This window comes from Streptomyces sp. enrichment culture (assembly GCF_964273255.1).
In the GTDB taxonomy this organism is placed as follows: Bacteria; Actinomycetota; Actinomycetes; order Streptomycetales; family Streptomycetaceae; genus Streptomyces.
This window is the reverse complement of record NZ_OZ186835.1, coordinates 883,775-904,555: the sequence shown is the minus strand read 5'-3', so window position 1 is coordinate 904,555 and position 20,781 is coordinate 883,775. Positions and strand designations below refer to the sequence as shown.

Below are 20,781 nucleotides of genomic sequence, written 5' to 3'. Positions count from 1 at the left end.
CCGAAGTTGGCTGACTGGGCGGTTGTACGAGAGGAGCTGCGGCGTGGACGACGAGGTTCAGCAGCCGGAGGAGTACGAGGTCGGGACGGGCATGCTGTGCGTGTTCGGGCGGCAGTTGAAGCTGTTCCGGGAGCGGGCAGGCTTGGACCGTGCAAGGTTCGGGTCCCTGACCGGGTACTCGGCCTCGACGATTGCGTCGTTCGAGCAGGCACGACGTATTCCGCCGCCGAAGTTCATCGACCAGGCCGATGAAGTGCTGGAGGCGGGCGGGGTTTTGAGTGCGAGCAAGGAGGAGGTGGCTCGGGCTCAGTATCCGGCGTTCTTCAGGGATGCGGCACGACTGGAAGCGGAGGCCGTCGAACTGCATGTGTACGCGAACCAGGCGGTGCCCGGACTCTTGCAGACGGAGGAGTATGCGCGGGCCATTTTCATGATGATGCGGCCGCCCATGCACGACGAACTGATCGAACAGCGGGTGAGTGCTCGCATGGCTCGGCAGGAGATCTTGTCCAGCAATGACGCACCGCTCGCCAGCTTCGTCATGGATGAGGCAGTGTTGAGGCGTCCCATCGGAGGCCGGGGCATCCTGCGTGGCCAGCTTGAGCAGGTTCTCCTGATGGGGCAGCGCCGGAACGTCGAGATCCAGGTGATGCCGCTCGACCGTGAGGAGAACGCGGGTATGGCTGGTCCCTTCACCTTGATCGAAACCAAAGAAGGGCGGAGGATCGCGTACGCCGAGGTACAGAACGTCAGCCGCCTGCAGACGGAGCGGGACCGCGTCCGTGCGCTGGAGGTCAAGTACGGGATCATCCGGGCGCAGGCCCTAACTCCTCGTGAATCATTGGCGTACGTAGAGAAGTTGCTGGGAGAGCCATGAACGCGCACGTACATCAGTCGCAGATAGACCAGTTGGTATGGCGCAAGAGTAGCTACAGCAGCGAGGAAGGCGGCGAATGCGTCGAGGTCGCCGCACGCCCCGCCACCGTCCACGTCCGCGACTCGAAGGACACAACCCGCGCCCCACTCGCCGTAGAACCCACGGCATGGGCCGCCTTCGTAGAGTTCGCGGCACGCTGACAGAGACGGCACCGATCGCAGGGCCCTCGGCGGGCGTGTGCTCGCCAAGGGCCCTGCGTACCCCACCTCTACGGCACACCTTCAGCAGACCCGGCGCCCTGCTCGCCCGCGGTCGCCTTCCCGGGCGGTGATCGGCATCGTGAAGGAAGCCGGCTCTCATGTCACCGCCACTCTCGTAACGAGGTCTCAACGAAGCTGATCCGTGCTGAACGTCGCAGCTCGGAGGTACTGTAGGTTCCTGCCATGAAGCAGGGTAAAGAGGTCGAGAACCCCGAGTCGCGTTTCTTCGCGGTGCTGATGGCGGCGGCGAAGCTCCCCGGTGTGCGGATCCACAGGGAGGCGTACCTCCGCAGTGCGCTCGCTCGCCACTGCTCCGAGGAAGAGATCCGACGAGCGATAGAGGAGACTCCCGCTGCCGCGGGCATCACCGTCGAGCTCCTCGACAAGGTCGCCAACGAGTCCATCCGCTACGAAACCGTCAAGGTCAGCGCCCTCTCGGCCGCCGCAGGAATACCCGGCATCCTCGCCCTTCCCGCCACAGTGCCCGCCGACACGGCCCAGTACGTCGGCCACATGCTGCGCATCGCCCAGAAGCTCGCCTACCTCTACAGCTGGCCCGAGCTGTTCTCCGACGAGGGCGGTGACGTCGATGACGCGACCAAGGGGATGCTCACGCTGTTCTTCGTCGCGAAGTACCTCGGCGTCAAGATGACGACGCAGTCCTTCGCCAAGGGTGTCTCCAAGGCCATTCCCGTCATCGGGGCCGTCGTGTCCGGCGGGCTCACTCTCTCGACGTACCTTCCGATGGCCAAGAGGCTCAAGAAGCACCTCGCCGGCCTGCCCCTGGCGGACCCGTCGCACCGAGCATCGGAGGGAGACGTCGTGGACGGCGAAGTCGTGGAAGAACACGAGACGTTCGCCCCGGCGGACGCGGAACTACGCGACGCGGACACCACTGCCGTCAAGCTGGAGAAACCCAGGGACTGACGCCGCGCGTACCCGTCGCCGGGGCGGGGAACCGTCGACCTGCGGGCTTGCCCATCACCCCGTCCCGCTGATCACCGCTCCCCGCCACGACCCGTTGCAGCTCCGGTCCCCCGCGGCGGGGCCAGGGGGACGATCTCCCGGTCGAAGAAATCGTAGAACCCCTCGCCGCGCTCATACAGCGCATCGAATCCGGCGTTCGTTTCCCGGATCAGTGAGCTGTCCGTATAGCGATGGGCGCCCGCCGCATTTCCGTCCTCGTCGTACACGACCTCGTACATGACCACATCGCCGAGAATCACCACTTCCGGAACCAGGTGACGCTGCTCGATGCCGGCGATGTCCCGAGCGTCGATGACCTTGATCGCGTCGCCCACGTCCACCCGCACGCGCAGCACGTACAACTCCCACTGCACATACGGCGTCACCGGGAACTCCACCACCCGGAGACGGCGGTGCGTGACGCCCAGGTCCGACGCCCGCCGGATTTCCCGGGCGTAGTCCTCGCGCCTCTCGTCGGCCAGGGACAGGGCCTGCTCCCAGTCGCCGTCGGCGAAGGCCTCCCAGCTCGGGAAGCCGCGCTCCTGGAAGTGCTGGCCGCGTTCGAGCTTGTTGAGGAAGCCGATCCCGCTGGAGTAGATCCGGCCGAGTTCCGCGTGGTACGTGGGGCGGTCCAGGCGTTCGGAGACGCCGTCGGGGAAGGAGTCAAACACTGGGGATGTCCGGCTTCGCCGCGATGAGCATGTTCCTGGGGATGACCACGAGGCGCTCGTCCGACCCGATCGAGACCCCGTCGGGGAGGTTCCTGCCGAGCGACTGGGTGAGGTCCCGGCCGATGACGGCGACGTCGCCGTTGGCGAGTTCCCAGATGTCCGGGCAGTCAGGAGTTCCGGTGGTGTTTCCCAGTTCCTGGGGCGTTTTTCCCAGGCGTCGCTTGAAACTCGTGTCGGGATCCGCTTCCCACGGCCTGGCCATTTCCCTCGCCCCCTCGATCGGTCGGGAGGGCTCACCGTACCGCGCGAGAAGCCTGCCTGACCACGTGTCAGAGCCGGTCTCCAGGGGTATTGGCGAGGATTGGCTCCTCCTTGTTCCCTGCCGCGCAGAGGTGGAATGATATTGATCGCGCTGAAGATCGAGCAAAAATCTGACAGGTGACATTTTCCATCTGATGCTGTCGGAAAACAGGGTGAGCGGAGGGGTGGCTGTGGACGCTGAAGTGGCCCTGCTCGCGCAGAGCGCGGGAACCACCTTGGTCGCGTTGATGGCGACCGATGCCTGGCACCACGTGCGTGACGGGATCAAGCAGCTCTGGCGCCGGACGCAACCGGAGCGCGCCGACACCATCGCCGCCGAGTTGGAGGCCGGCCGCGAGGACGCGCTCGCCGCCGCGGCCACAGGCGACCAGGAGACCCTGGACGAACTACGGCTCCAATGGCAGGGGACGGTACGGCGGCTGCTCGTCGCCCGGCCCGCCGCCGTACAGGAACTGCGCGCACTGCTGGACCAGCTCGACCCCGACGGCTCGGCCGCCCGGCGGATCACCCAGCACGCCACCGCATCCGGTCAGGCGCGGGTCTACCAAGCGGGACGTGATCAGCACATCACAGAGCGATGACGGGCGGGACGGACGGTCACGCCGAGGACCACGGACGCGTCTACCAGTCGCACGGCGACCAGCACATCAGCGAGCACCACCACTACGGCGACGCCGGGCCGGACAACGGCGGGCCGGACTCCGTGCGACGCCCGGCGGTCGGCCGGCTCCCCGTCGCGCTCCGCGACCGCAGCGAGGTGATGGAACGTCTGCGGACGAGCGTAAGGACGGAGCGCGGCGGCCAGGTCTACGTGCTGTACGGGATGGGCGGCTCGGGCAAGACGGCGGTCGCCTGCGCCCTGTTCCAGGAGGTCACCGCGGAAGCGGGCCGGGTGGGCCTGTGGGTCAACGCCTCCGACCGCGCGAGCCTGCGCGCCGGCATGCTCGCCGTCGCCGCCGACCGAGGGGCGGACGACGGTGAACTGCTCGCCGCACGCAACGGTCTCAGACCCGCCGCCGACCTCGTCTGGAGGTACCTCGACCGCTCCGCCGAACCCTGGCTGCTGGTCCTGGACAACACCGACGAGCCGGAGATCCTGCGGGACGGTCACTGGCTGCGCACCAGTCCCCGCGGCACCGTCCTGGTGACCACACGGCGTGCGGCGGCCCGGTGGTGGCCGGGCGCCGAGCTGCAGTACATCGGTGTACTGCCCCGGGAGGACGCCGCGCTCGTGCTGCGCGATCTCGCACCGCACAGCGGCACGACCGAGCAGGCGGCGCGGGTCGCGGACCGGCTCGGGCGGCTGCCCCTCGCCCTCACCCTGGCGGGCGGCTTCCTCTCCCGGCAGGTCATCGACCCCTGGACGATGGACGCCTACGGGGACCAACTCGACTCGGACGAACGGGTCCAGCTCATCGACCGGGGAGCCGACGCTCTGTCCGAAGCCGACCCCCGTCATCTGGTCGGCCTGACCTGGCAGCTGACCCTCGACGCCTTCGAAGCGCGCGGACTGCCCGAAGCGGCGGCTCTGCTCAGACTGCTCGCCCGGTTCGCCGCCGAGCCGCTGCCGCTGGCTCTGCTCAACCACGCCGGCATCGGCGCCGTACTGCCTCGTGCCCGGACCGAGACAGCCCTCAGAGCGCTCCTCGACCAGTCACTGTCCGAACTCGTCGAGGCCGCAGGCACACGCTGTGCACAGAGTCACGGCATCCTGCTCGACAGCGTCTCGGCGGCGACCCCCGCAGACCTCGTGCCGGCCCTCGACACGACAGCCGTCCGGCTGCTCGACGGGGCCGTGCCCGCAGTACCCGATGCCGGTCCGCACGACCCCCGGCTGCGGCTGCTCGTTCCTCACGCGCTGGCCCTGCTCGGGCACGCCGGCGAGTCGTCCGCCGCCGACGCCCTGGCCGTCACGACGCGGCTGGCCACCGCCCTGCACCGGACCGGTGACTACGTCTCCGCCTGGGAGACCGCCCGGAACGCCGCCGATCTCGCGCAGCGACACCTCGGCGCGGATCACCGTGCGGTCCTCGCCGCCCGGTCCAGGGCAGGGCGGGCACTGTTCCGGCTGGGCCGGTACGCCGAGGCCGAGGCGGCGCTCCGCGCGGTCCGGGACGCCCAGGAGCGCCTGTTCGGCGCCGACGACCCCGACACCACGGACAGCGGCTACGGCCTCCAGCTCGTGCTGGCGAACCTCGGCAGACGGGAGGAAGCCGTCGCGCTGCTCCGCGACACCGTCGCCGGGCGGCGCTCCGCGCTGGGCGCCGCGCATCCGCTGACCCTGCGGGCCCGTGCCGGCCTGCTGGAGATGCTGCCCGCCGCCGAGGTGGTCACCGAGGAGGGCGGCGCACTGCTCTCGCTGCCGTCGGAGTGCGAACGCGTCCTGGGCCCCGACCACACCGTGACACTCGGCGCCCGGCACAACCACGCGTGGGCGCTGTACCTCCTGGGTCGCTTCGACGAGGCCGACCGGGAGATCCGGCAGGTCGCCGAGACGTATGAGCGGCGGTTCGGGCCCGAGTACCCGATCGTGCTCGCCGCCCGGCAGCTCCTGTCCCGGACCCGAGCCGCGCTCGGACACAGGGAGGAGGGGATCGCGCTGATGACCGACGTCGTCGAGCGGCGGGACCGCGGCCTGGGCCCCGAGCACCCCTTCACGGTCGCGAGCCGGAACCTGCTGGACGCCTACCGTTCGGGGCGATGGCGGCCGTAGCGCGCCACGGCCGGGACCGGAGCGGTCCGCGCGCGGTGCGGTTGCGCATTCGGCACGGGGCGGACGGGAGTACCGATGTAGGGTGCTGTGCGCAGGCCGTACGGGTGACGTTCAGTGCGAGGGGGGCGAAGAGTGCAGACGCCGCGAACGCACCCGACCTGACCCGTCCGACGCCGTGAGCGTGGTGTCCGTCCGCTCACGACCGGACCCGTCCGTGCCGCCGGCCAGGACAGCCGGTCCGCCGCACCGGCCGTCCGTACCCCTGAGCGCCCCGGCCCCACCCCCCCGGAACGGCCCCGAGCCTCGGCGGCGGACCCCGCGCGGCACCGAGTACGAGCAGCAGCAGCGACCACCGTCAGGGAGAGCGAGAACCCGCAATGGCCCAGCCGCCCCTCCTCCGCGATGTCATCGACATCAAGGAATCCATCTCCACCTCGGACTTCGTGCTGTCCCTCGCCGAGGCGACGACGCCCGAGGGCGCCCGGCACGCGCTCAAGGACTACGTCGTCACCGAGCGGCTGCTGGAGAACTTCGACGAGGCGCTGGCCCTGATCAAGTCCGCGCTGGACGGGCACCGCTCCAAGGCGGCCTACCTCCACGGCTCGTTCGGTTCCGGTAAGTCGCACTTCATGGCCGTGCTGTACGCGCTGCTCAGCGGCAACCCGGCCGCCCGTGCCCGCACCGAGTTCGACCCGGTGCTGACCAGGCACGAGTGGCTGAGCACGGACGGCAAGAAGTTCCTGCTCGTGCCGTACCACATGCTCGGCGCGAAGGCCCTGGAGCAGCGGGTGCTCGGCGGGTACGTGCACCACGTCAAGAAGCTGCACCCCGAGGCCCCGACCCCGCAGGTGTACCGGACCGATTCCCTCTTCGCCGACATCCGCGCCATGCGCGCCAACATGGGCGACGAGGCGGTCATCCGCGGTCTGGGCAGCACCGGCGCGGACGACGGGGAGGAGGACGAGTGGGGAGAGGGCTTCGCCTGGACCCCGCAGCTCCTGGACACCGCGCTCACCGCCGAGGAGAACCACGAGGCGGGCGTCCACCTCAACCTCACCAACCCCTCCACCCCGGCCGAGCTGCGTGCCAAGCTGGTCAACGACGCCGGCACCAACCTCCTCCCCGGCTTCACCAAGAACGCCGCCGAGGACGAGCACGGCTTCATCTCGCTGGACGCGGGCCTGTCCGTCATCGCCGAGCACGCCAAGTCGCTCGGCTACGACGGCCTGATCCTGTTCATGGACGAGCTGATCCTGTGGCTGGCCACCCTCATCCACGACCAGAAGTTCGTGGCCCGGGAGGCCAGTAAGATCACCAACTTCGTGGAGGGTGGCGACGCCCGCCGCGCCATCCCCGTCGTGTCGTTCATCGCCCGCCAGCGCGATCTGCGCGAGCTGGTCGGCGAGGAGGTGTCCGGCGCGGCCGAGTCGTCCATCCAGGACACCCTGAACCTGGCCTCCGGACGGTTCGACAAGATCACCCTGGAGGACCGCAACCTCCCGCAGATCGCCCACGCCCGCCTCCTCAAGCCCAAGGACGACGAGGCGGCCCAGCAGGTCGACGCGGCCTTCGAGCAGACCAAGCGGGTCGGACCCCAGGTGTGGGACACCCTGCTCGGTTCGGAGAAGGGCACCACCGGCGCGGACGCGGAGTCGTTCCGGCTGACGTACCCGTTCTCGCCGGCGTTCATGGACACCCTCGTCCACATCTCGTCCGCGCTGCAGCGCTCCCGCACCGGTCTGAAGCTGATGGGCCAGCTCCTCGCCGACCACCGCGACGAGATCCGCCTCGGCCAGCTCGTTCCCGTCGGCGACCTGTACCCGGTGATCGCCCAGGGCGGCGACAAGCCCTTCACCGACAGCCTCAAGGTCGTCTTCGAGGCCGCCGACAAGCTCTACAAGACCAAGCTGCGGCCCTACCTGCTCAGCTCGTACGACATCACCGAGGACGACGTCGAGCAGTACCGCAACCGGCCCGAGTCCCTCACCGACCCGAAGAAACTCAACGGCTGCCGGATGTTCCTCGGCGACAACCGGCTCGTGTGCACGCTGCTGCTGTCCGCGCTCGCCCCCAGCGTGCCCGCGCTGTCCGAGCTGACCATCCGGCGGCTCGGCGCGCTCAACCACGGGTCGGTCCTCGCCCCCATCCCCGGTGCCGAGGTCGGCATCATCAAGAACAAGGTCGCCGATTGGGCCGCCAGGTTCCCCGAGATCAAGGAGACCGGCACCGACGCCAACCCCGGCGTCCGCCTCGAACTCTCCGGCGTCGACGTGGACTCCGTCATCGCCAACGCCCAGGTCAACGACAACCCCGGCAACCGCGTCGCCCTCGCCCGCCGCCTGCTCTCCGAGGAACTGGGTGTCGAGCACGGTCAGTTGAGCGACCAGCTCCACTTCACCTGGCGTGGCACCGCCCGCACCGCCGAGATCGTCTTCGGCAACGTCGCCGACGAGGACGAGCTGCCCGACCACGACCTGATGCCGCAGGAGGACGGCCGCTGGCGCATCGCCATAGACCTCCCCTTCGACGAGGGCGAATGGGGCCCGGTCGAGGACGTCAACCGCATCCAGCGGCTGCGCGAACGCCAGCAGGGCGAGCGGTCCCGCACCGTCGCCTGGCTGCCCGCGCACCTGTCCGCGCAGCGCTTCGCCGACTTCCGGCGCCTCGTCGTCATCGACAAGGCCCTCGCCGACGAACACCGCTTCGACACCCAGTACGCCGGTCACCTCAACGCCGACAACCGCAGCCGCGCCAAGGGCCTCCTCGAAACCCAGCGCGAGGCGCTGCTCAAGCAGGTCAAGGGCGCCTTCAAGCAGGCGTACGGACTCGCCCAGAAGCAGGCCGCCGACGTCGTGCCCGACTTCGACGACCACCTCGTCGCCCTGCCCGACGTCGACGGACTCACCCTGTCCTTCGGGCAGAGCCTGCACGACGGCATCCGGCACGTCGCCGGCAAGCTGCTCGCCCACCAGTACCCGGCCCACCCCGACCTCGACCCCGACGCCACCGGCGCCGCCGTCAGGCCCGCCGACACCAAGAAGGTGTTCACCCACGTCCGGGCCGCCGCCGAGGCGCGCGACGGGCGGGTGGAGGTCCCGGCCGCCGACCGCAAGCTCATGCAGCGGATCGCCGGACCCCTGCGCCTGGGACAGCAGAAGGAGGCGTACTTCGAGCTGTCCCGCTACTGGGCCGACCACTTCCGGCAGCTCGCCCGCTCGCAGGGCGTCACCGGGGACCTGTCGCTGATCACGCTCACCGACTGGACCGACCAGCCCGACGCGAGGGGCCTGCCCGACTTCCTCGCCCGGCTCGTCGTCGCCTCCTTCGCCGAGATGGACGACCGGGTGTGGGTGCGCGGCGGCACCGTCCTCGACCCCGCGCCCGAACTGTCCGCGATCAAGGACCACGACGCGCTGCGCAGCCAGCCGCTGCCTTCGGAGTCCGACTGGGACACCGCACGACAGCGTTTCGAGACCATCTTCGGGGCGAAGCCGCCCGCGCTGCGGCGCGGCCGGATGGTCAACCAGTTCGCCCGCCAGATCATCGAGGCCGCCCGCACCCACCGGGACCACGCGGCCGACCTGGTGCACCAGTTGGAGGCCCACGCCTCCTTCCTCGGCCTCGACCAGACCGCCGACACCGGACGGCTCGCCCTCGCCCGCCGCTCCCTGGAACTGCTGGACGTGCTCACGGCGGAGGCCGGCAAGGGGGCGGCAGGGGCGAAGAAGACCGTGGAGGCCCTCGCCTCCTTCGACCTGGGCGAGACCAGCGCCGACCGGTACGGCACCTCCATCAAGAAGGCCCGCGCCGTCGCCGAGGCCGTCGCCTCCGCCCCGTGGAGCACCCTGGAGCTCGCCGCCGGGCTCGGCCCCGAGGGCGAGGCGCTGCTCGACTCGCTGCGCAACGTGGCCCGCGACGACCAGCGCACCGCCGACCTGCGCGACGCCCTGGTCCGCACCCAGCGCGAAGTCGTCGCCCTGATCAAGCGCACCCAGGCCGCCGCCACCCCGCCGCCCACGCCCGCCGCCCCCCAGCCCCCCACGGCCGACGGCCAGTCCCTGGACACGCCGACCAGCGACCCGCGCATCCCCTACACCCCGCAGGAGACGCCCTCCCCGGAGAGCGGCGGCGCGGCGCGGAAGTCGGGGCGCCGCAGCACGACCGTGCGCCAGGCCGCCGCCGACCTCCAGGCGGACTTGGCCGACCTGGCCGCCCGCCACCCGAACGCGACCATCGAGATCACCTGGCAGGTCATCGAATGACGGACACCGCCACGGTCGCACCAGGCGCGGTCCGGCTGAACACCGCGACCGTCACCCAGTACCTGTCCTCGCAGTCCTCTCTCGCCGCCTCCCTCACGGGGGAGGGCGAGGGAGGCAGGCGCCGGGTCGTGCTGCTGCGGTCCGCACCGCAGTGGGACGGGCCCGCCGAACCCGTCTGGGGCGAGGGCCGCACGGCCGGCGTGGCGGTCGCGCCGTCGCCGCTCGCCGTCCACGAACTCGTCCTCGACCACCTGGCGGGCCGCCGTCCCGGCCCCGCCGTGCTGGTCGTCCTCACCGACCGGGAACAGAACGAACTCGACCCGGCGATCCTCGCCCGCGTCCACAAGCTGCGCATCGACACGGTCGACAGCTGGGACGTCGTCCGCGAGGCGTTCGGCGCCCGGCAGATAGACCCCCGGCTCAAGGACGTCAACTGGGCCGCCGAGGCCCTGCTCGACGCCACCCCGCCCGGCGGCTGGCCGGCCGTACCCGGCGGCTGGCTGTCCCGCCAGTACGCCCTCACCGCGCTCGCCCAGCGCCGCCTGCGCCTGGGCCGCTACGACACCGAGGGCGGCACGCGCCGCCCCGGCGACGACCGGCTCGACGCCCAGGCCCTGCTGCACTGGTCGACCCGGCCCGGCGCCCCCGAACGGCTCCTCGCCCTGCGCGGTCCCGAACGCGCCGGACTGTCCGCCTTCCTCGGCGAGGAGGACCAGGCCGGCCTCGCCGGCCGGGCCCTGCTCGCCCTCGTCGACGCCGAGCGCGGCGCGGACGCCGCCGCCTTCGGTCTCGTCTGCGCGGCGCTGTGGCAGCACGCCGAGCCCGCCCCCGAGACCTACCGGGCCCGGGGGCGCGCCGAACGCTACTTCGGGGACCAGCCCCCGGCGACCGGCGACCAGCTCGACGTCCTGGTGGCCGTCCTCGGACGAGCCGCCGAGGAGTACGTGACCACGCTGCTGGCGGCCGGGCACCGCACCGGTGGCACCGACGCCGACCAGGCCCGTGAGGCACGCCGCACCACCGGCATCGTGCTCGACCGGGCGTCCGCCCTGGCCCGACAGTTCGGCGCGGAGGAGGCCGTGGCGGCGAGCCCCGTCCTGCGCGGTGGACTCGAGGCCCGGTTCACCGCCGTCGGCCGGGCCCTCGCGTCGGGCGACACGGCCGCGGTGGCGGACGCCGTCCGCCGCCTGGAGGACCACCGGCTCGCCGCCGAGTCGGAAGAGGCCGCCCGCATCGAACGGGCCCGCATGGGTCAGCGTCTCGCCCGCTGGCTGGCCACCGACCCCTCTGCCGACGCCCCCACCGTCGCCGACGCCATACAGCGGCACGTCTCGGAGACCGGCTGGGTGGACCTCGCCCTGGAGCACATCGAGGCCGGTGGCGACCCGGACCCCGTCCTCAAGGCCGCCTACGACACCCTAGGCACCCGCGTCAGAGACCGGCGTCGGCAGATCGACGCGTCCTTCGCGCGCTCCCTGGCCGCCTGGACGCAGGCCGGCACCCAGCCTGGCTCCATGCTCACCGTCGAGACCTTCCTCGACCGCGTGGTCGGCCCGGCCGTGCGGCGCGGGGAGGAACGGCGGGTCCTGCTGCTCGTGCTCGACGGCATGAGCGCGGCCATCGCGAACGATCTGGGGGAGGAGCTGCGCCGCTCCTGGGCCGAGTTCGACCCGCTGCCCGAGGGCGACTCCCCGCGCCGACGGGCGATGGCCGCCGCCCTGCCCACCGTGACGGCCGTGTCCCGCACCTCCCTCTTCGCGGGCACCCTGATGAGGGGCACCCAGGCCGACGAGAAGCGGCTCTTCCCCGCGCTGAAACTGTGGGGCGGGGCCCCTGCCGCCGTGTTCCACAAGGACGACCTACGCACCGAGACCGCGGGCGACACCTTCGGCCCGGCGCTCACGGAAGCGCTGGCCGACGGCAGGACCCACGTCGCCGTCGTCCTCAACGCCATCGACGACCGGCTCGCCAAGGAGCAGAAGCTCGGCGACGGCGCCTGGCGGATCGACGACGTGCCCGGCCTGCGCGACCTGCTGAGGGTGGCGGCCACCCAGGGCATGGCGGTCGTCCTCACCAGCGACCACGGCCACGTCGTGGACCGGCACGGCACGAAGGTCGACACCGCCGACGACCCCGCTTCCGCCCGCCATCGCCCGCCCGGCGGCGGCCCGCTCGCGGAACGCGAGATCGCCCTCTCCGGGCCACGTGTGGTCTGGCCCAACCCCGGGGCCTCTATCGTCGCCCTGTGGGATGCCGACTCCCGCTACACCGCACTCAAGGCCGGCTACCACGGCGGGGCGTCGCTCGCCGAGGTCACCATCCCGGTGCTCGCTTTCCTGCCGTTCGGCGCGGAGCCGCCCAAGGGGTGGCGGGAACTGGGCGACCAGCGGCCGGCCTGGTGGGCTTTGGAGGAGACCGGAAAGGCACCGCTGCCGGACGAGCACGCCGCTCGGCCGGTGACCGCGACGGCTTCCGCTCCCAAGAAGCCGACAGGCAAGGCCAAGAAGGAGCAGGCACAAGTCGCCCGGACGCACGACACGCTCTTCGACGTCGCGTTGACAGCCGGGGGAGACGACACCCTGCTCACCCCGACCGTCGTCTCCCGCACCGAATCGCTGGTGATGGCACTGCTCGACTCGGAGACCTACCAGGCGCAGCTCGGCGGACTGGCCCGCAAGCCGCAGCAGGAGCAGGTCCACAAGGCGCTCGCCGCCCTACTGGACGCGGGCGGCACCCTGCCCGTGACCGCGCTCGCCCAGCGCGCCGGCATGCCCGTCTCACGGGGCGACGGCTTCGCCGCCGTTCTGCGTCAACTCCTCAACTACGACGGCGTACAAGTGCTCGAGACGCTGCCGGACGGCCGCACCGTGCGGCTCCACGAAGCGCTGCTGCGGGAGCAGTTCGCCCTTCGCAGGGGGTGAGGACCCGCCGGGGGTGCCTCGGAACTCGTCCGAGGCACCCCGAGCGGTCCGTCCGCCCAACGGCTTCTTCTCCGCAGGCGGTGCACGCCCGCTCCTCCTGACGACGGACCAGCATGGCGTATGAGGAACTGCCCCGCCGGCCATGTCACGACGCGAACGCCCGCAACACCTTCGCGAAGGTCGTCAGGTCGTCGATCATCTCGGGTGGGAGCGGCTTCTCGTCGAAATGGGCGATGCGGTTACGGATGTCTTTCACCCGCTTCAGCAGGCCGACGAACTGCTCCCGGGGCATGTTGGGCCACTTCAGCGCCTCCCAGTTGTGATTGGCTCGCTCGGCGAAGGACTGCTTCGTCTGGTCGCCGTCCAAGAGCCTGAGGTAGTCGCCGAACATCAGGTCCGACACTTGGCCGGTGCGTTGCTCCGGCTTCTTGTTCGTCTGGACCGCCTTGATGGCCTCCGTGTCCAGTGCTGCACCCAGGCAGCGGCGCAGCAGCGACTCGATCTCGCCCACGATGAAGAAGGGGCGCGCCGCTCCCTCGAAGCGCTCCGTGACGTCCGCAGCGGTGACGATGCCCGACAGGCACCCGTCGTCGCCGCGGACGAGCAGGTAGCCGTGCTCACGGATGACCGGAAGGGCGGTGAAGAACTCCTGGCGGGCGTCGGCGACGGGAAGCGAGTCCTTCTCCATGGCGTTGTCGAGTGTGGCTTCCTTTCCCGCCTCGTACATCTTCGCCACGGACGCCCAGGTGACGACTCCGTGGACCTGCGCCATGCCGGTGGTCACCGGTACTTGGGAGAGACCCTTCGTGCGCATGAGGAAGGTCGTCTGGGACAAGGGCGTGCCGGGACCGACGGACACCAGGCCGCGCCGCGCCGACGGCATGTCGCCGAGCAACAGCCGTTGCGGCAGAGCGTGCGAAGGCAGGGCTTCGTCCGCCTCGTCGGCCTCACCCTCCGGTTCGGCGGGCGTGCGCTGTGCGGGGAGGGCGGCCAGTGGCACGACGTCGACAGTGCTGCGCAGGCCGCAGACGGCGAAGTCCGGCAGCGTGGTCAGCCCCGCGTCCGTCAGCGACTGCGAGATCCGGTGCACCGTCCGGTGGTCCCGAACCCTCACCTGGAACAGATCGAGGATCTCCTGCACGGACACGGTCCGGCCTTTGAGCGACGCCACATCCCGTTCGTGCGTCCTGATCGTCATCGTGCGTCACTCTCCGGCAGGTCACGGAGCATGGTCCGCTTGCCCATCGCGGAGTGCACCAGATCCTGCAACTGCTTGGAGCGGTCGCGGTAAAAGCGCTCGTAGTCGTTCTCGCGCAGCGCGTCCGGATCGATCAGGTGTGTGGTGAGGACGTCGTCGAACCACTCGGGACGCATGTCGGACGCGGCGATCATCGTGGACAGGTACGACGACGGCGCCCCCGTCATGTCCATCGCGGCGCGATAGGACAAGGGAGTCTTGTTCACGATTGAGTTCGTCGGCTGCCCCCCACTGTTGCCCTGGCGAAACCATGCCTTCGGGAAGACCTGCCGGATGTCTACGCTGTACTCGTCCAGACGGCCGGGGCTGAGCGGAGCGCCCGTGTAGTGCCAGTCGACAGCCCCCTGTTTGATCAACAGGGCGTAGATGCCCTTGTAGGCAGCGCTGTTGCGGGTCGTGAGGCTGTCGAGACGCTCGACGAAGAAGAACGCCTCCGTGACGGTTTCGGGGGCCTTGTCGTCCTGCGCGATCCAGGGGACGAGCTGCTCGACGTCCTTCGTGAAGCGCGTGTCCGTGGAGCCGCCGTACATCTCCCCGAGCACCCCGCACCAGTACCACTGCTCGATCTTCTCCTCCGCCCCCAGACCGTCCGTCCCCGTGTCGAGGATGGCCCGGACGGCCGCGAGCGGGACGAGCTGCGTCTTGTACGGCAGGTCGGCCGGGCGGACGATGCATTGCCGTTCCAGGAAGTCGCCCACCCAGGCGAAGGCGTCGGCGAGCTTGGGTGCCAGACGGACGAAGTCGGTCAGGGGAAGGTCCAACAGGTCACGACGCTTGCAGGACACCGTGGTCCCGGTGCGCTCCTGCTTCCGCTCCCAGGTGCGCACCAATGCGATCGCCTGCAGGAAGTCGATGCTGCTCAGCCCGTTCTCCAGGCCACTGTCGACGCGGCCGAACACCGGGTACTTGCTCGCAAGTGCCTGCTTGATCTCGCGCCACACCTCTGGGAGCTGGTAGTAGTCCCCGGTCCGCTCGACGTAGTCACGGTCCCCGGCGTAGGTCGCCGTGAGCAGTTCGAAGACGTTCAGGGGTACACCGCCCGTGTTGACCCGCTCGAACACCGCACAGACGGCGTCCATGGAGGTGGAGGCGGCCAGCCGGATCATCGGCACCTGGAAGGCGCGAACCTGCTGGAGGACCGCTTCGTCGAACTGGCCCCACAGGTCCCAGTTCCGGTCCTCGTCCGCCTTGATGTAAGCCTTCTTCCACTCGTTGACGCGCTGGGCGTCGAAGACGAAATGGAGTGGGAAGAGGCCGGCCGCGCACTCGGCTTCGGTGGTGCTCAGGTCCAGTACCACGGTGCGGTTGAAGTCCGTCCGGAGCACCTTGTCGGCCGGGACGGACACGATGGCCTCGTCACGGTCCGCGGACGGCCCCACGGCCTTCACGATGTCGACGTAGTACCAGCGCTGGATGGCCTTGCCCCGGGCGTCCGCCGTTTCCACCGGGGCGTCCAGCCACAGCGACTGGAAGAGCGAGGTGAGGCGCTGCTGCCCGTCGAGCAGCAGGAGGTCGGCCTCCGGGTCCCCGTCAGGCCGAGACCCCGTGAGGGTTCGGGACCGGAAGCGGGTCGCGCCTCCGGTCTGCAGCGTCATCACGACGCCGAGCGGGTAGTCGAGCGTCACCGTCGCGATGATCGCCCTGATGCGATCGTCGTCCCACTTCCAGTTTCGCTGGAAGTCGGGCAACTGTAAGGAGCCCGAGGCGACATCCGCCAAGACGTCCTTGAGTTTCACGTTGTCGAGGGCTGCCATGTGACTCCACTCCCCACCCTGATCCATGTACGGAGAGTGATTCCAGCAGTACGCCGCGGTGCAGTCAACTGATCCGTCAACGCAGGCAGTGGGGCGGCCTGCGGTACAGACCGCCCCGAAGCCCTACGCGTCGCGCCGCACGTGGTTCAGCACGTTCAGCCCCGCACTGATGGCGGCGATGAACGCCCCGCCGCTACTCGTGAGAGTCACCAACGGGCTGACCTCCAGGGCCATCGTCGTGACGGCTGTGCCGAGCGAGACCACCCCGGACGCGAGATTGACAATGCTGATGTCACGCGCGGGGTGGTGGCACACCTGACGGGTCGAATCGGTCGACACCGGTCCTCCATTGACTTGTTGGCTCGCTTAGGGAAAAGCACACCTCACTCACGTGAGGTGTCGTCTTCTCCCGGCGATGCGCAGACGAGCTCTACGGAGCCCGCAACCAGCCACTTGCTGGTAAGAGTGCGCACGCCCAGCGAGTCAATGTGTCCTCCGAGAACGCGGTCGTCGGTTGTGTGCGCCATCCTGCCGCCTCGCAGTCGGGCAGGGCGGCCGCCTTCCGGGAATGGTCGGTTGTTGTCGATATGTCGTCGCCGGGGAGCTTGAATATGAACGAGAGTGATCGCTCCTGGTTGTGTCGCTGGACTTGTGACCATTCGCGTGGCAGGAGGCCGCGCCATGGCAGCGCCTCCTCCGCGGCCACTCCCGGTCCTGCACGGAAGTCCAGCGGGGGATGGAACACTGTTCTCCGTGAGCACCACCGGATCCCCGCGCCCCGCCCAGGTGAGCGCCGCCCGCCGCCGTACCGTTGTCGACGCCCTGCGCCGCGGGGCCGTACCGGAGAGCGGGCTCGACCTGCTCGCCACCGGGCTCGACCGGTTCGAGACGGCCCTCGACGCGGAACTGGACGCGGTCGCGTCCGGCGGGTCCGTGTTCAAGGCCGTGCGCGGCGAATACGGGTCGGGCAAGACCTTCTTCACTCGCTGGCTGGGGGAGCGGGCCAAGCGCCGCAACTTCGCCGTGGCCGAGATCCAGATCTCGGAGAACGAGACACCCCTGCACAAGCTGGAGACGGTATACCGGCGGCTCACCGAGCGCCTCACCACTTCCAGTTTCCCGCCCAGCGCCCTGCGTCCCGTGGTCGACGCCTGGTTCTACGCTCTGGAGGAGGACGCCCTTGCCGCCGGAGCGACCGAGGAGGAACTGCCCGGTGAGGTGGAGAAACTGCTCGTGGCGCGGCTCGCCGAGGTGTCCCGGCATGCCCCGTCCTTCGCCACCGCCCTGCGCGGCTACCGATCCGCCCTCGCAGACGGCGACGAGGCGACCGCCGCGGCCGTCCTGGCATGGCTCGGCGGCCAGCCGCACGTCGCGGCGGCGGCTCGTCGGTCCGCGGGTGTACGCGGCGACCTCGACCACTTCGGAGCGCTCGGCTTCCTGCAGGGCTTGCTCACCGTGCTGCGCGACTCCGGGCACACCGGGCTCTTCGTCGTCCTCGACGAGGTGGAGACGCTCCAGCGGGTCCGCTCCGACGCCCGCGACAAGGCGCTCAACGCGCTGCGGCAACTCATCGACGAGGTGCACTCCGGCCGCTTCCCCGGCCTGTACCTCGTCATCACCGGCACACCGGCCTTCTACGACGGCCAGCAGGGCGTCCAGCGCCTGGCCCCGCTCGCCCAGCGGCTCGCCACCGACTTCACCACCGACCCGCGCTTCGACAACCCCCGCGCGGTGCAGATCCGGCTGCCCGGCTTCACCCAGGAGTCCCTGGTCGGCCTCGGCGTCATCATCCGGGACCTGTACGCGGACGCCGCCACGTCGCCCGAGCGCGTGCGCACGGTCGTCGACGACACCTACGTCGCCGACCTCGCGCGGGCCGTCGGCGGAGCACTGGGCGGGAAGGTCGGAGTGGCGCCCCGGCTGTTCCTGAAGAAGCTCGTCGGGGACGTGCTCGACCGCGTGGACCAGTTCGACGACTTCGACCCCCGGCAGCACTACGAGCTGACGGTCGCGAGCAGTGAGCTCACCGACGTCGAGCGGAACCTGGCCGCCACGGTCATCGGCGGTTCCGCGTCCGCCGACGACATCGACCTGGAACTGTGATGGCGGACGCCGACAGCCCGGCCGGGGCGGAGCCGACCGGGGGAGAGGCCGACGTACTCGACCGGCTCGACCCCGTCGTCCTCCACCACATCGTCAACACCCTCGGCTGGCCCGACCTGCGCCCTCTGCAACGAGCGGCGATCACCCCGCTCATGGACGGCGAGGACGCCGTCCTGCTGGCCCCGACGGCCGGCGGCAAGACCGAGGCCGCCTGCTTCCCGCTGTTGTCGGCGATGGCCGAACAGCGGTGGACCGGCACCTCAGTGCTGTACCTGTGTCCCCTCAAGGCACTCCTCAACAACCTGGTCGGCCGCGTCGACACCTACGCCCAGTGGCTGGGACGGCGCGCCGCACTCTGGCACGGCGACACCAAGGAGTCACAGCGGCAGCGCATCCGCACCGAAGCACCGGACGTCCTGCTGACCACACCCGAGTCGCTCGAGGCGATGCTGATCGGCGTCAAGACCGACCACGCACGGCTGCTGGGCGGCGTACGGACCGTCGTCGTCGACGAGGTGCACGCCTTCGCGGGCGACGACCGGGGGTGGCACCTGCTCGCCGTGCTCGAACGGCTGGAGCGGGTCACCGGTCGGCCCATCCAGCGCATCGGCCTTTCGGCAACGGTCGGCAACCCCCAGCACCTGCTGCGCTGGTTGCAGGGCGCCGCGGCCGGCCACCGCGCCGGACGGGTCGTCGCACCGGGCGTTCACCTGCCCGCCACCGGTGCGGACGGAGGCGTGGATCAGGCCGACGAAGCTCCCTCCCGCAGGCCCGCCGGTGAGGTGGAACTCGACTACGTGGGCTCCCTCGACAACGCCGCCAAGCTCATCGCCGCCCTGCACCGCGGCGAGAAGCGCCTCGTCTTCTGCGACTCGCGCCGCCAGGTCGAGGAACTGGGCGCGGCGCTCCGCGCTCGCGAGGTGACCGTCTTCCTGTCCCACGCCTCCCTCTCCGTCGACGAACGCACCCGCTCCGAGCAGGCCTTCGCCGAGGCGCGCGACTGCGTCATCGTCTCCACCTCCACCCTGGAACTCGGCATCGACGTCGGCGACCTGGACCGCGTCATCCAGATCGACTCCCCGGCGTCCGTGGCCTCCTTCCTCCAACGCATCGGGCGCACGGGCAGGCGCGCGGGCACCCTGCGCAACTGTCTGTTCCTCACCACCACCAAGGACACGCTGCTCCAGGCGGCCGGCCTGCTGCTGCTCTGGTCACGAGGCTGGGTCGAACCGGTGCTCCCGCCGCCCGAGCCCCGTCACCTCGTGGCTCAACAGCTCCTGGCCGTCACCCTGCAACAGCACAAGCTGGGCGACCGCCTGTGGGACCGGCAGTGGAACGGACTTGCCCCCTTCGACAGGTCGGCCGCACCGATCCTGCGCCACCTCACCGAGGAAGGCTTCCTCGACAGTGACGGCGGCATGCTGTTCGTCGGCCCCGAGGCGGAACGGCGTTTCGGAAAGCGCCACTTCATCGAACTCACCGCCTCCTTCACCGCACCGCCGCAGTTCACCGTGCTCTCCGGGCGCACCGAGATCGGCCGCACCGACCCGAGTGTTCTCACCGAGGAACGGCCGGGCCCGCGGCGCCTGCTGCTCGGCGGGCGTAGCTGGCAGGTGACCTACATCGACTGGCTGCGCAAACGCGTCTTCGTCGAACCCGCCGACGGTGGCGGCATCGCCAAGTGGATGAACGGTGGCATCGCGGGCCTCTCCTACACCCTCACCCGTGCCATGCGGGAGGTGCTGCTCGGCACGGACCCGCCCGTCTCCCTCACCCGACGTGCCGAGGCGTGCCTGGCGGAGCAGCGCGAATCCGACGCCCCGGACACCGTCCGTCCCAGCGGCACACTGATCACACGCGTCGGCGCTGACGTCCGCTGGTGGACCTGGGCCGGCTACCGGGCCAACGCCACTCTCGCCGCCACCCTCCCCTCGGTGGCCGACCCCTTGCAGCGTCCCACCGACTGCTGGGTGCGCCTGCGCGAGGACCTCACTCCGGCCGACTGGCGCGCGGCCCGCGAAAGCGCGGGCGAGGGTTTCGTCCTGCCGGATGTGGACCCGCGGGCCGTACGCGGCTTGAAGTTCTCCGCCGCTCTACCGGAACGCCTCGCCGTCGCCACGGTTGCGGCCCGCCTCGCCGACTTCGAGAGCGCCCGCGCCGTACTCGCGGAGCCGGTGCGTTTCCAGCACACATCATGAGACCGGGCGGACAGAAGGAGTCGGCCGCTCACCTCCGACCGGCTCCGGCGTCACCACTGGATCACGTTGCGGGCCCTTCCAGCGGCACAAGCCCCGACGGCCTTCCTCGACCGCATTCCGGACGAGGAGCCCGTCATTGTCCTGGTCGAATGCGGCCCGGATGTCCGGCCCCAGACGCAGCCATCCGATCTCGCCCCGGCCTGGCCTCCGATGCGAGACCCCAACAGCGGCGCCCGTCCCGTCCGATCCGTCCCCGTGCCTGAGACTCCCGATCGGGAAGAACTGACCGCACCGTTCCTGCGGTTGTGCCGCCTGGTTGCCCTCGTCGCCGGGGGCCTCGGTGAAGTACGCCGACGCCCGCTCGGACGCCATGGTGCTCGGGGCAGTGGACGGTGCCTGGCAGCCAACCCGAGACTGTCGGGCTTCGCCTCCCTGACGGCTCACCGGGAACGCTGCACCCGCAACGCCCACGAGGCG

General features: G+C 70.3%; 14 protein-coding genes. 9 read left to right on the top strand and 5 right to left on the bottom strand.

The annotated features are described in order from the left end of the window. Positions 1-43: 43 nt before the first annotated feature. From ACSU53_RS03965 to ACSU53_RS03955, 3 genes are all read left to right on the top strand, one after another. Positions 44-877 carry a helix-turn-helix domain-containing protein gene (locus tag ACSU53_RS03965; RefSeq protein WP_437024768.1) on the top strand — a complete coding sequence of 278 codons (834 nt, stop codon included), beginning with the start codon at positions 44-46 and terminating at the stop codon, positions 875-877. After that, positions 874-1,077 carry a DUF397 domain-containing protein gene (locus ACSU53_RS03960; protein ID WP_437024767.1) on the top strand — a complete coding sequence of 68 codons (204 nt, stop codon included), beginning with the start codon at positions 874-876 and terminating at the stop codon, positions 1,075-1,077. Before ACSU53_RS03965 ends, ACSU53_RS03960 begins: the two co-directional genes overlap by 4 nt. A gap of 243 nt (positions 1,078-1,320) precedes the next feature. Next, positions 1,321-2,064: a hypothetical protein gene (locus ACSU53_RS03955; RefSeq protein ID WP_437024766.1), complete on the top strand. Its 744-nt coding sequence runs from the start codon at positions 1,321-1,323 to the stop codon at positions 2,062-2,064. Positions 2,065-2,135: 71 nt separating this feature from the next. Here the strand turns inward: ACSU53_RS03955 and ACSU53_RS03950 are convergent, their stop codons facing one another. Both ACSU53_RS03950 and ACSU53_RS03945 read right to left on the bottom strand, forming a co-directional pair. Beyond that, complete coding sequence (locus tag ACSU53_RS03950; RefSeq protein ID WP_437024765.1) at positions 2,136-2,774, bottom strand: DUF6879 family protein; 639 nt, start codon at positions 2,772-2,774, stop codon at positions 2,136-2,138. Then, a complete protein-coding gene (locus ACSU53_RS03945) occupies positions 2,767-3,036 on the bottom strand; it encodes a hypothetical protein (protein WP_039986430.1) in 270 nt (89 codons plus the stop codon). The genes ACSU53_RS03950 and ACSU53_RS03945 overlap by 8 nt, the downstream gene beginning before the upstream one ends. A 229-nt stretch (positions 3,037-3,265) precedes the next feature. On the opposite strand from ACSU53_RS03945, the gene ACSU53_RS03940 reads away from it, so the two are divergent. The 4 genes from ACSU53_RS03940 (at position 3,266) to pglZ (ending at position 12,991) form a co-directional block, all read left to right on the top strand. Beyond that, complete coding sequence (locus tag ACSU53_RS03940; protein ID WP_437024764.1) at positions 3,266-3,676, top strand: hypothetical protein; 411 nt, start codon at positions 3,266-3,268, stop codon at positions 3,674-3,676. Further along, positions 3,673-5,808, top strand: a complete 2,136-nt coding sequence (locus tag ACSU53_RS03935; protein ID WP_437024763.1) for a tetratricopeptide repeat protein — start codon at positions 3,673-3,675, stop codon at positions 5,806-5,808. Before ACSU53_RS03940 ends, ACSU53_RS03935 begins: the two co-directional genes overlap by 4 nt. Before the next feature lie 377 nt (positions 5,809-6,185). After that, positions 6,186-10,070 carry a BREX-2 system ATPase PglY gene (gene pglY, locus ACSU53_RS03930; RefSeq protein WP_437024762.1) on the top strand — a complete coding sequence of 1,295 codons (3,885 nt, stop codon included), beginning with the start codon at positions 6,186-6,188 and terminating at the stop codon, positions 10,068-10,070. After that, positions 10,067-12,991, top strand: a complete 2,925-nt coding sequence (gene pglZ / locus ACSU53_RS03925; protein WP_437024761.1) for a BREX-2 system phosphatase PglZ — start codon at positions 10,067-10,069, stop codon at positions 12,989-12,991. The genes pglY and pglZ overlap by 4 nt, the downstream gene beginning before the upstream one ends. A 145-nt stretch (positions 12,992-13,136) precedes the next feature. On the opposite strand, the gene ACSU53_RS03920 is transcribed toward pglZ, so the two are convergent. The 3 genes from ACSU53_RS03920 to ACSU53_RS03910 form a co-directional block, all read right to left on the bottom strand. Next, positions 13,137-14,189: a CBS domain-containing protein gene (locus ACSU53_RS03920; RefSeq protein ID WP_437024760.1), complete on the bottom strand. Its 1,053-nt coding sequence runs from the start codon at positions 14,187-14,189 to the stop codon at positions 13,137-13,139. Further along, a complete protein-coding gene (locus ACSU53_RS03915; protein ID WP_437024759.1) occupies positions 14,186-16,003 on the bottom strand; it encodes a GmrSD restriction endonuclease domain-containing protein in 1,818 nt (605 codons plus the stop codon). The genes ACSU53_RS03920 and ACSU53_RS03915 overlap by 4 nt, the downstream gene beginning before the upstream one ends. Positions 16,004-16,126: 123 nt before the next feature. After that, complete coding sequence (locus ACSU53_RS03910) at positions 16,127-16,342, bottom strand: hypothetical protein (RefSeq protein ID WP_437024757.1); 216 nt, start codon at positions 16,340-16,342, stop codon at positions 16,127-16,129. Between the two features lie 414 nt (positions 16,343-16,756). On the opposite strand from ACSU53_RS03910, the gene brxD reads away from it, so the two are divergent. Together brxD and ACSU53_RS03900 are read left to right on the top strand one after the other, a co-directional pair. Then, positions 16,757-18,106, top strand: a complete 1,350-nt coding sequence (brxD, locus tag ACSU53_RS03905) for a BREX system ATP-binding protein BrxD (protein ID WP_437024756.1) — start codon at positions 16,757-16,759, stop codon at positions 18,104-18,106. Further along, positions 18,106-20,304, top strand: coding sequence for a DEAD/DEAH box helicase (locus ACSU53_RS03900; RefSeq protein WP_437024755.1), 2,199 nt, complete (start codon positions 18,106-18,108; stop codon positions 20,302-20,304). Before brxD ends, ACSU53_RS03900 begins: the two co-directional genes overlap by 1 nt. Positions 20,305-20,781 lie beyond the last annotated feature (477 nt).

Excerpts from the sequence above, each read along its gene's own strand:
- ACSU53_RS03935 (WP_437024763.1), top strand. The coding sequence starts at position 3,673 with ATGACGGGCGGGACGGACGGTCACGCCGAGGACCACGGACGCGTCTAC.
- ACSU53_RS03920 (WP_437024760.1), bottom strand. The coding sequence starts at position 14,189 with ATGACGATCAGGACGCACGAACGGGATGTGGCGTCGCTCAAAGGCCGG.
- pglZ (WP_437024761.1), top strand. The coding sequence starts at position 10,067 with ATGACGGACACCGCCACGGTCGCACCAGGCGCGGTCCGGCTGAACACC.
- pglY (WP_437024762.1), top strand. The coding sequence starts at position 6,186 with ATGGCCCAGCCGCCCCTCCTCCGCGATGTCATCGACATCAAGGAATCC.
- ACSU53_RS03955 (WP_437024766.1), top strand. The coding sequence starts at position 1,321 with ATGAAGCAGGGTAAAGAGGTCGAGAACCCCGAGTCGCGTTTCTTCGCG.
- ACSU53_RS03900 (WP_437024755.1), top strand. The coding sequence starts at position 18,106 with ATGGCGGACGCCGACAGCCCGGCCGGGGCGGAGCCGACCGGGGGAGAG.
- ACSU53_RS03915 (WP_437024759.1), bottom strand. The coding sequence starts at position 16,003 with ATGGCAGCCCTCGACAACGTGAAACTCAAGGACGTCTTGGCGGATGTC.
- ACSU53_RS03960 (WP_437024767.1), top strand. The coding sequence starts at position 874 with ATGAACGCGCACGTACATCAGTCGCAGATAGACCAGTTGGTATGGCGC.
- ACSU53_RS03945 (WP_039986430.1), bottom strand. The coding sequence starts at position 3,036 with ATGGCCAGGCCGTGGGAAGCGGATCCCGACACGAGTTTCAAGCGACGC.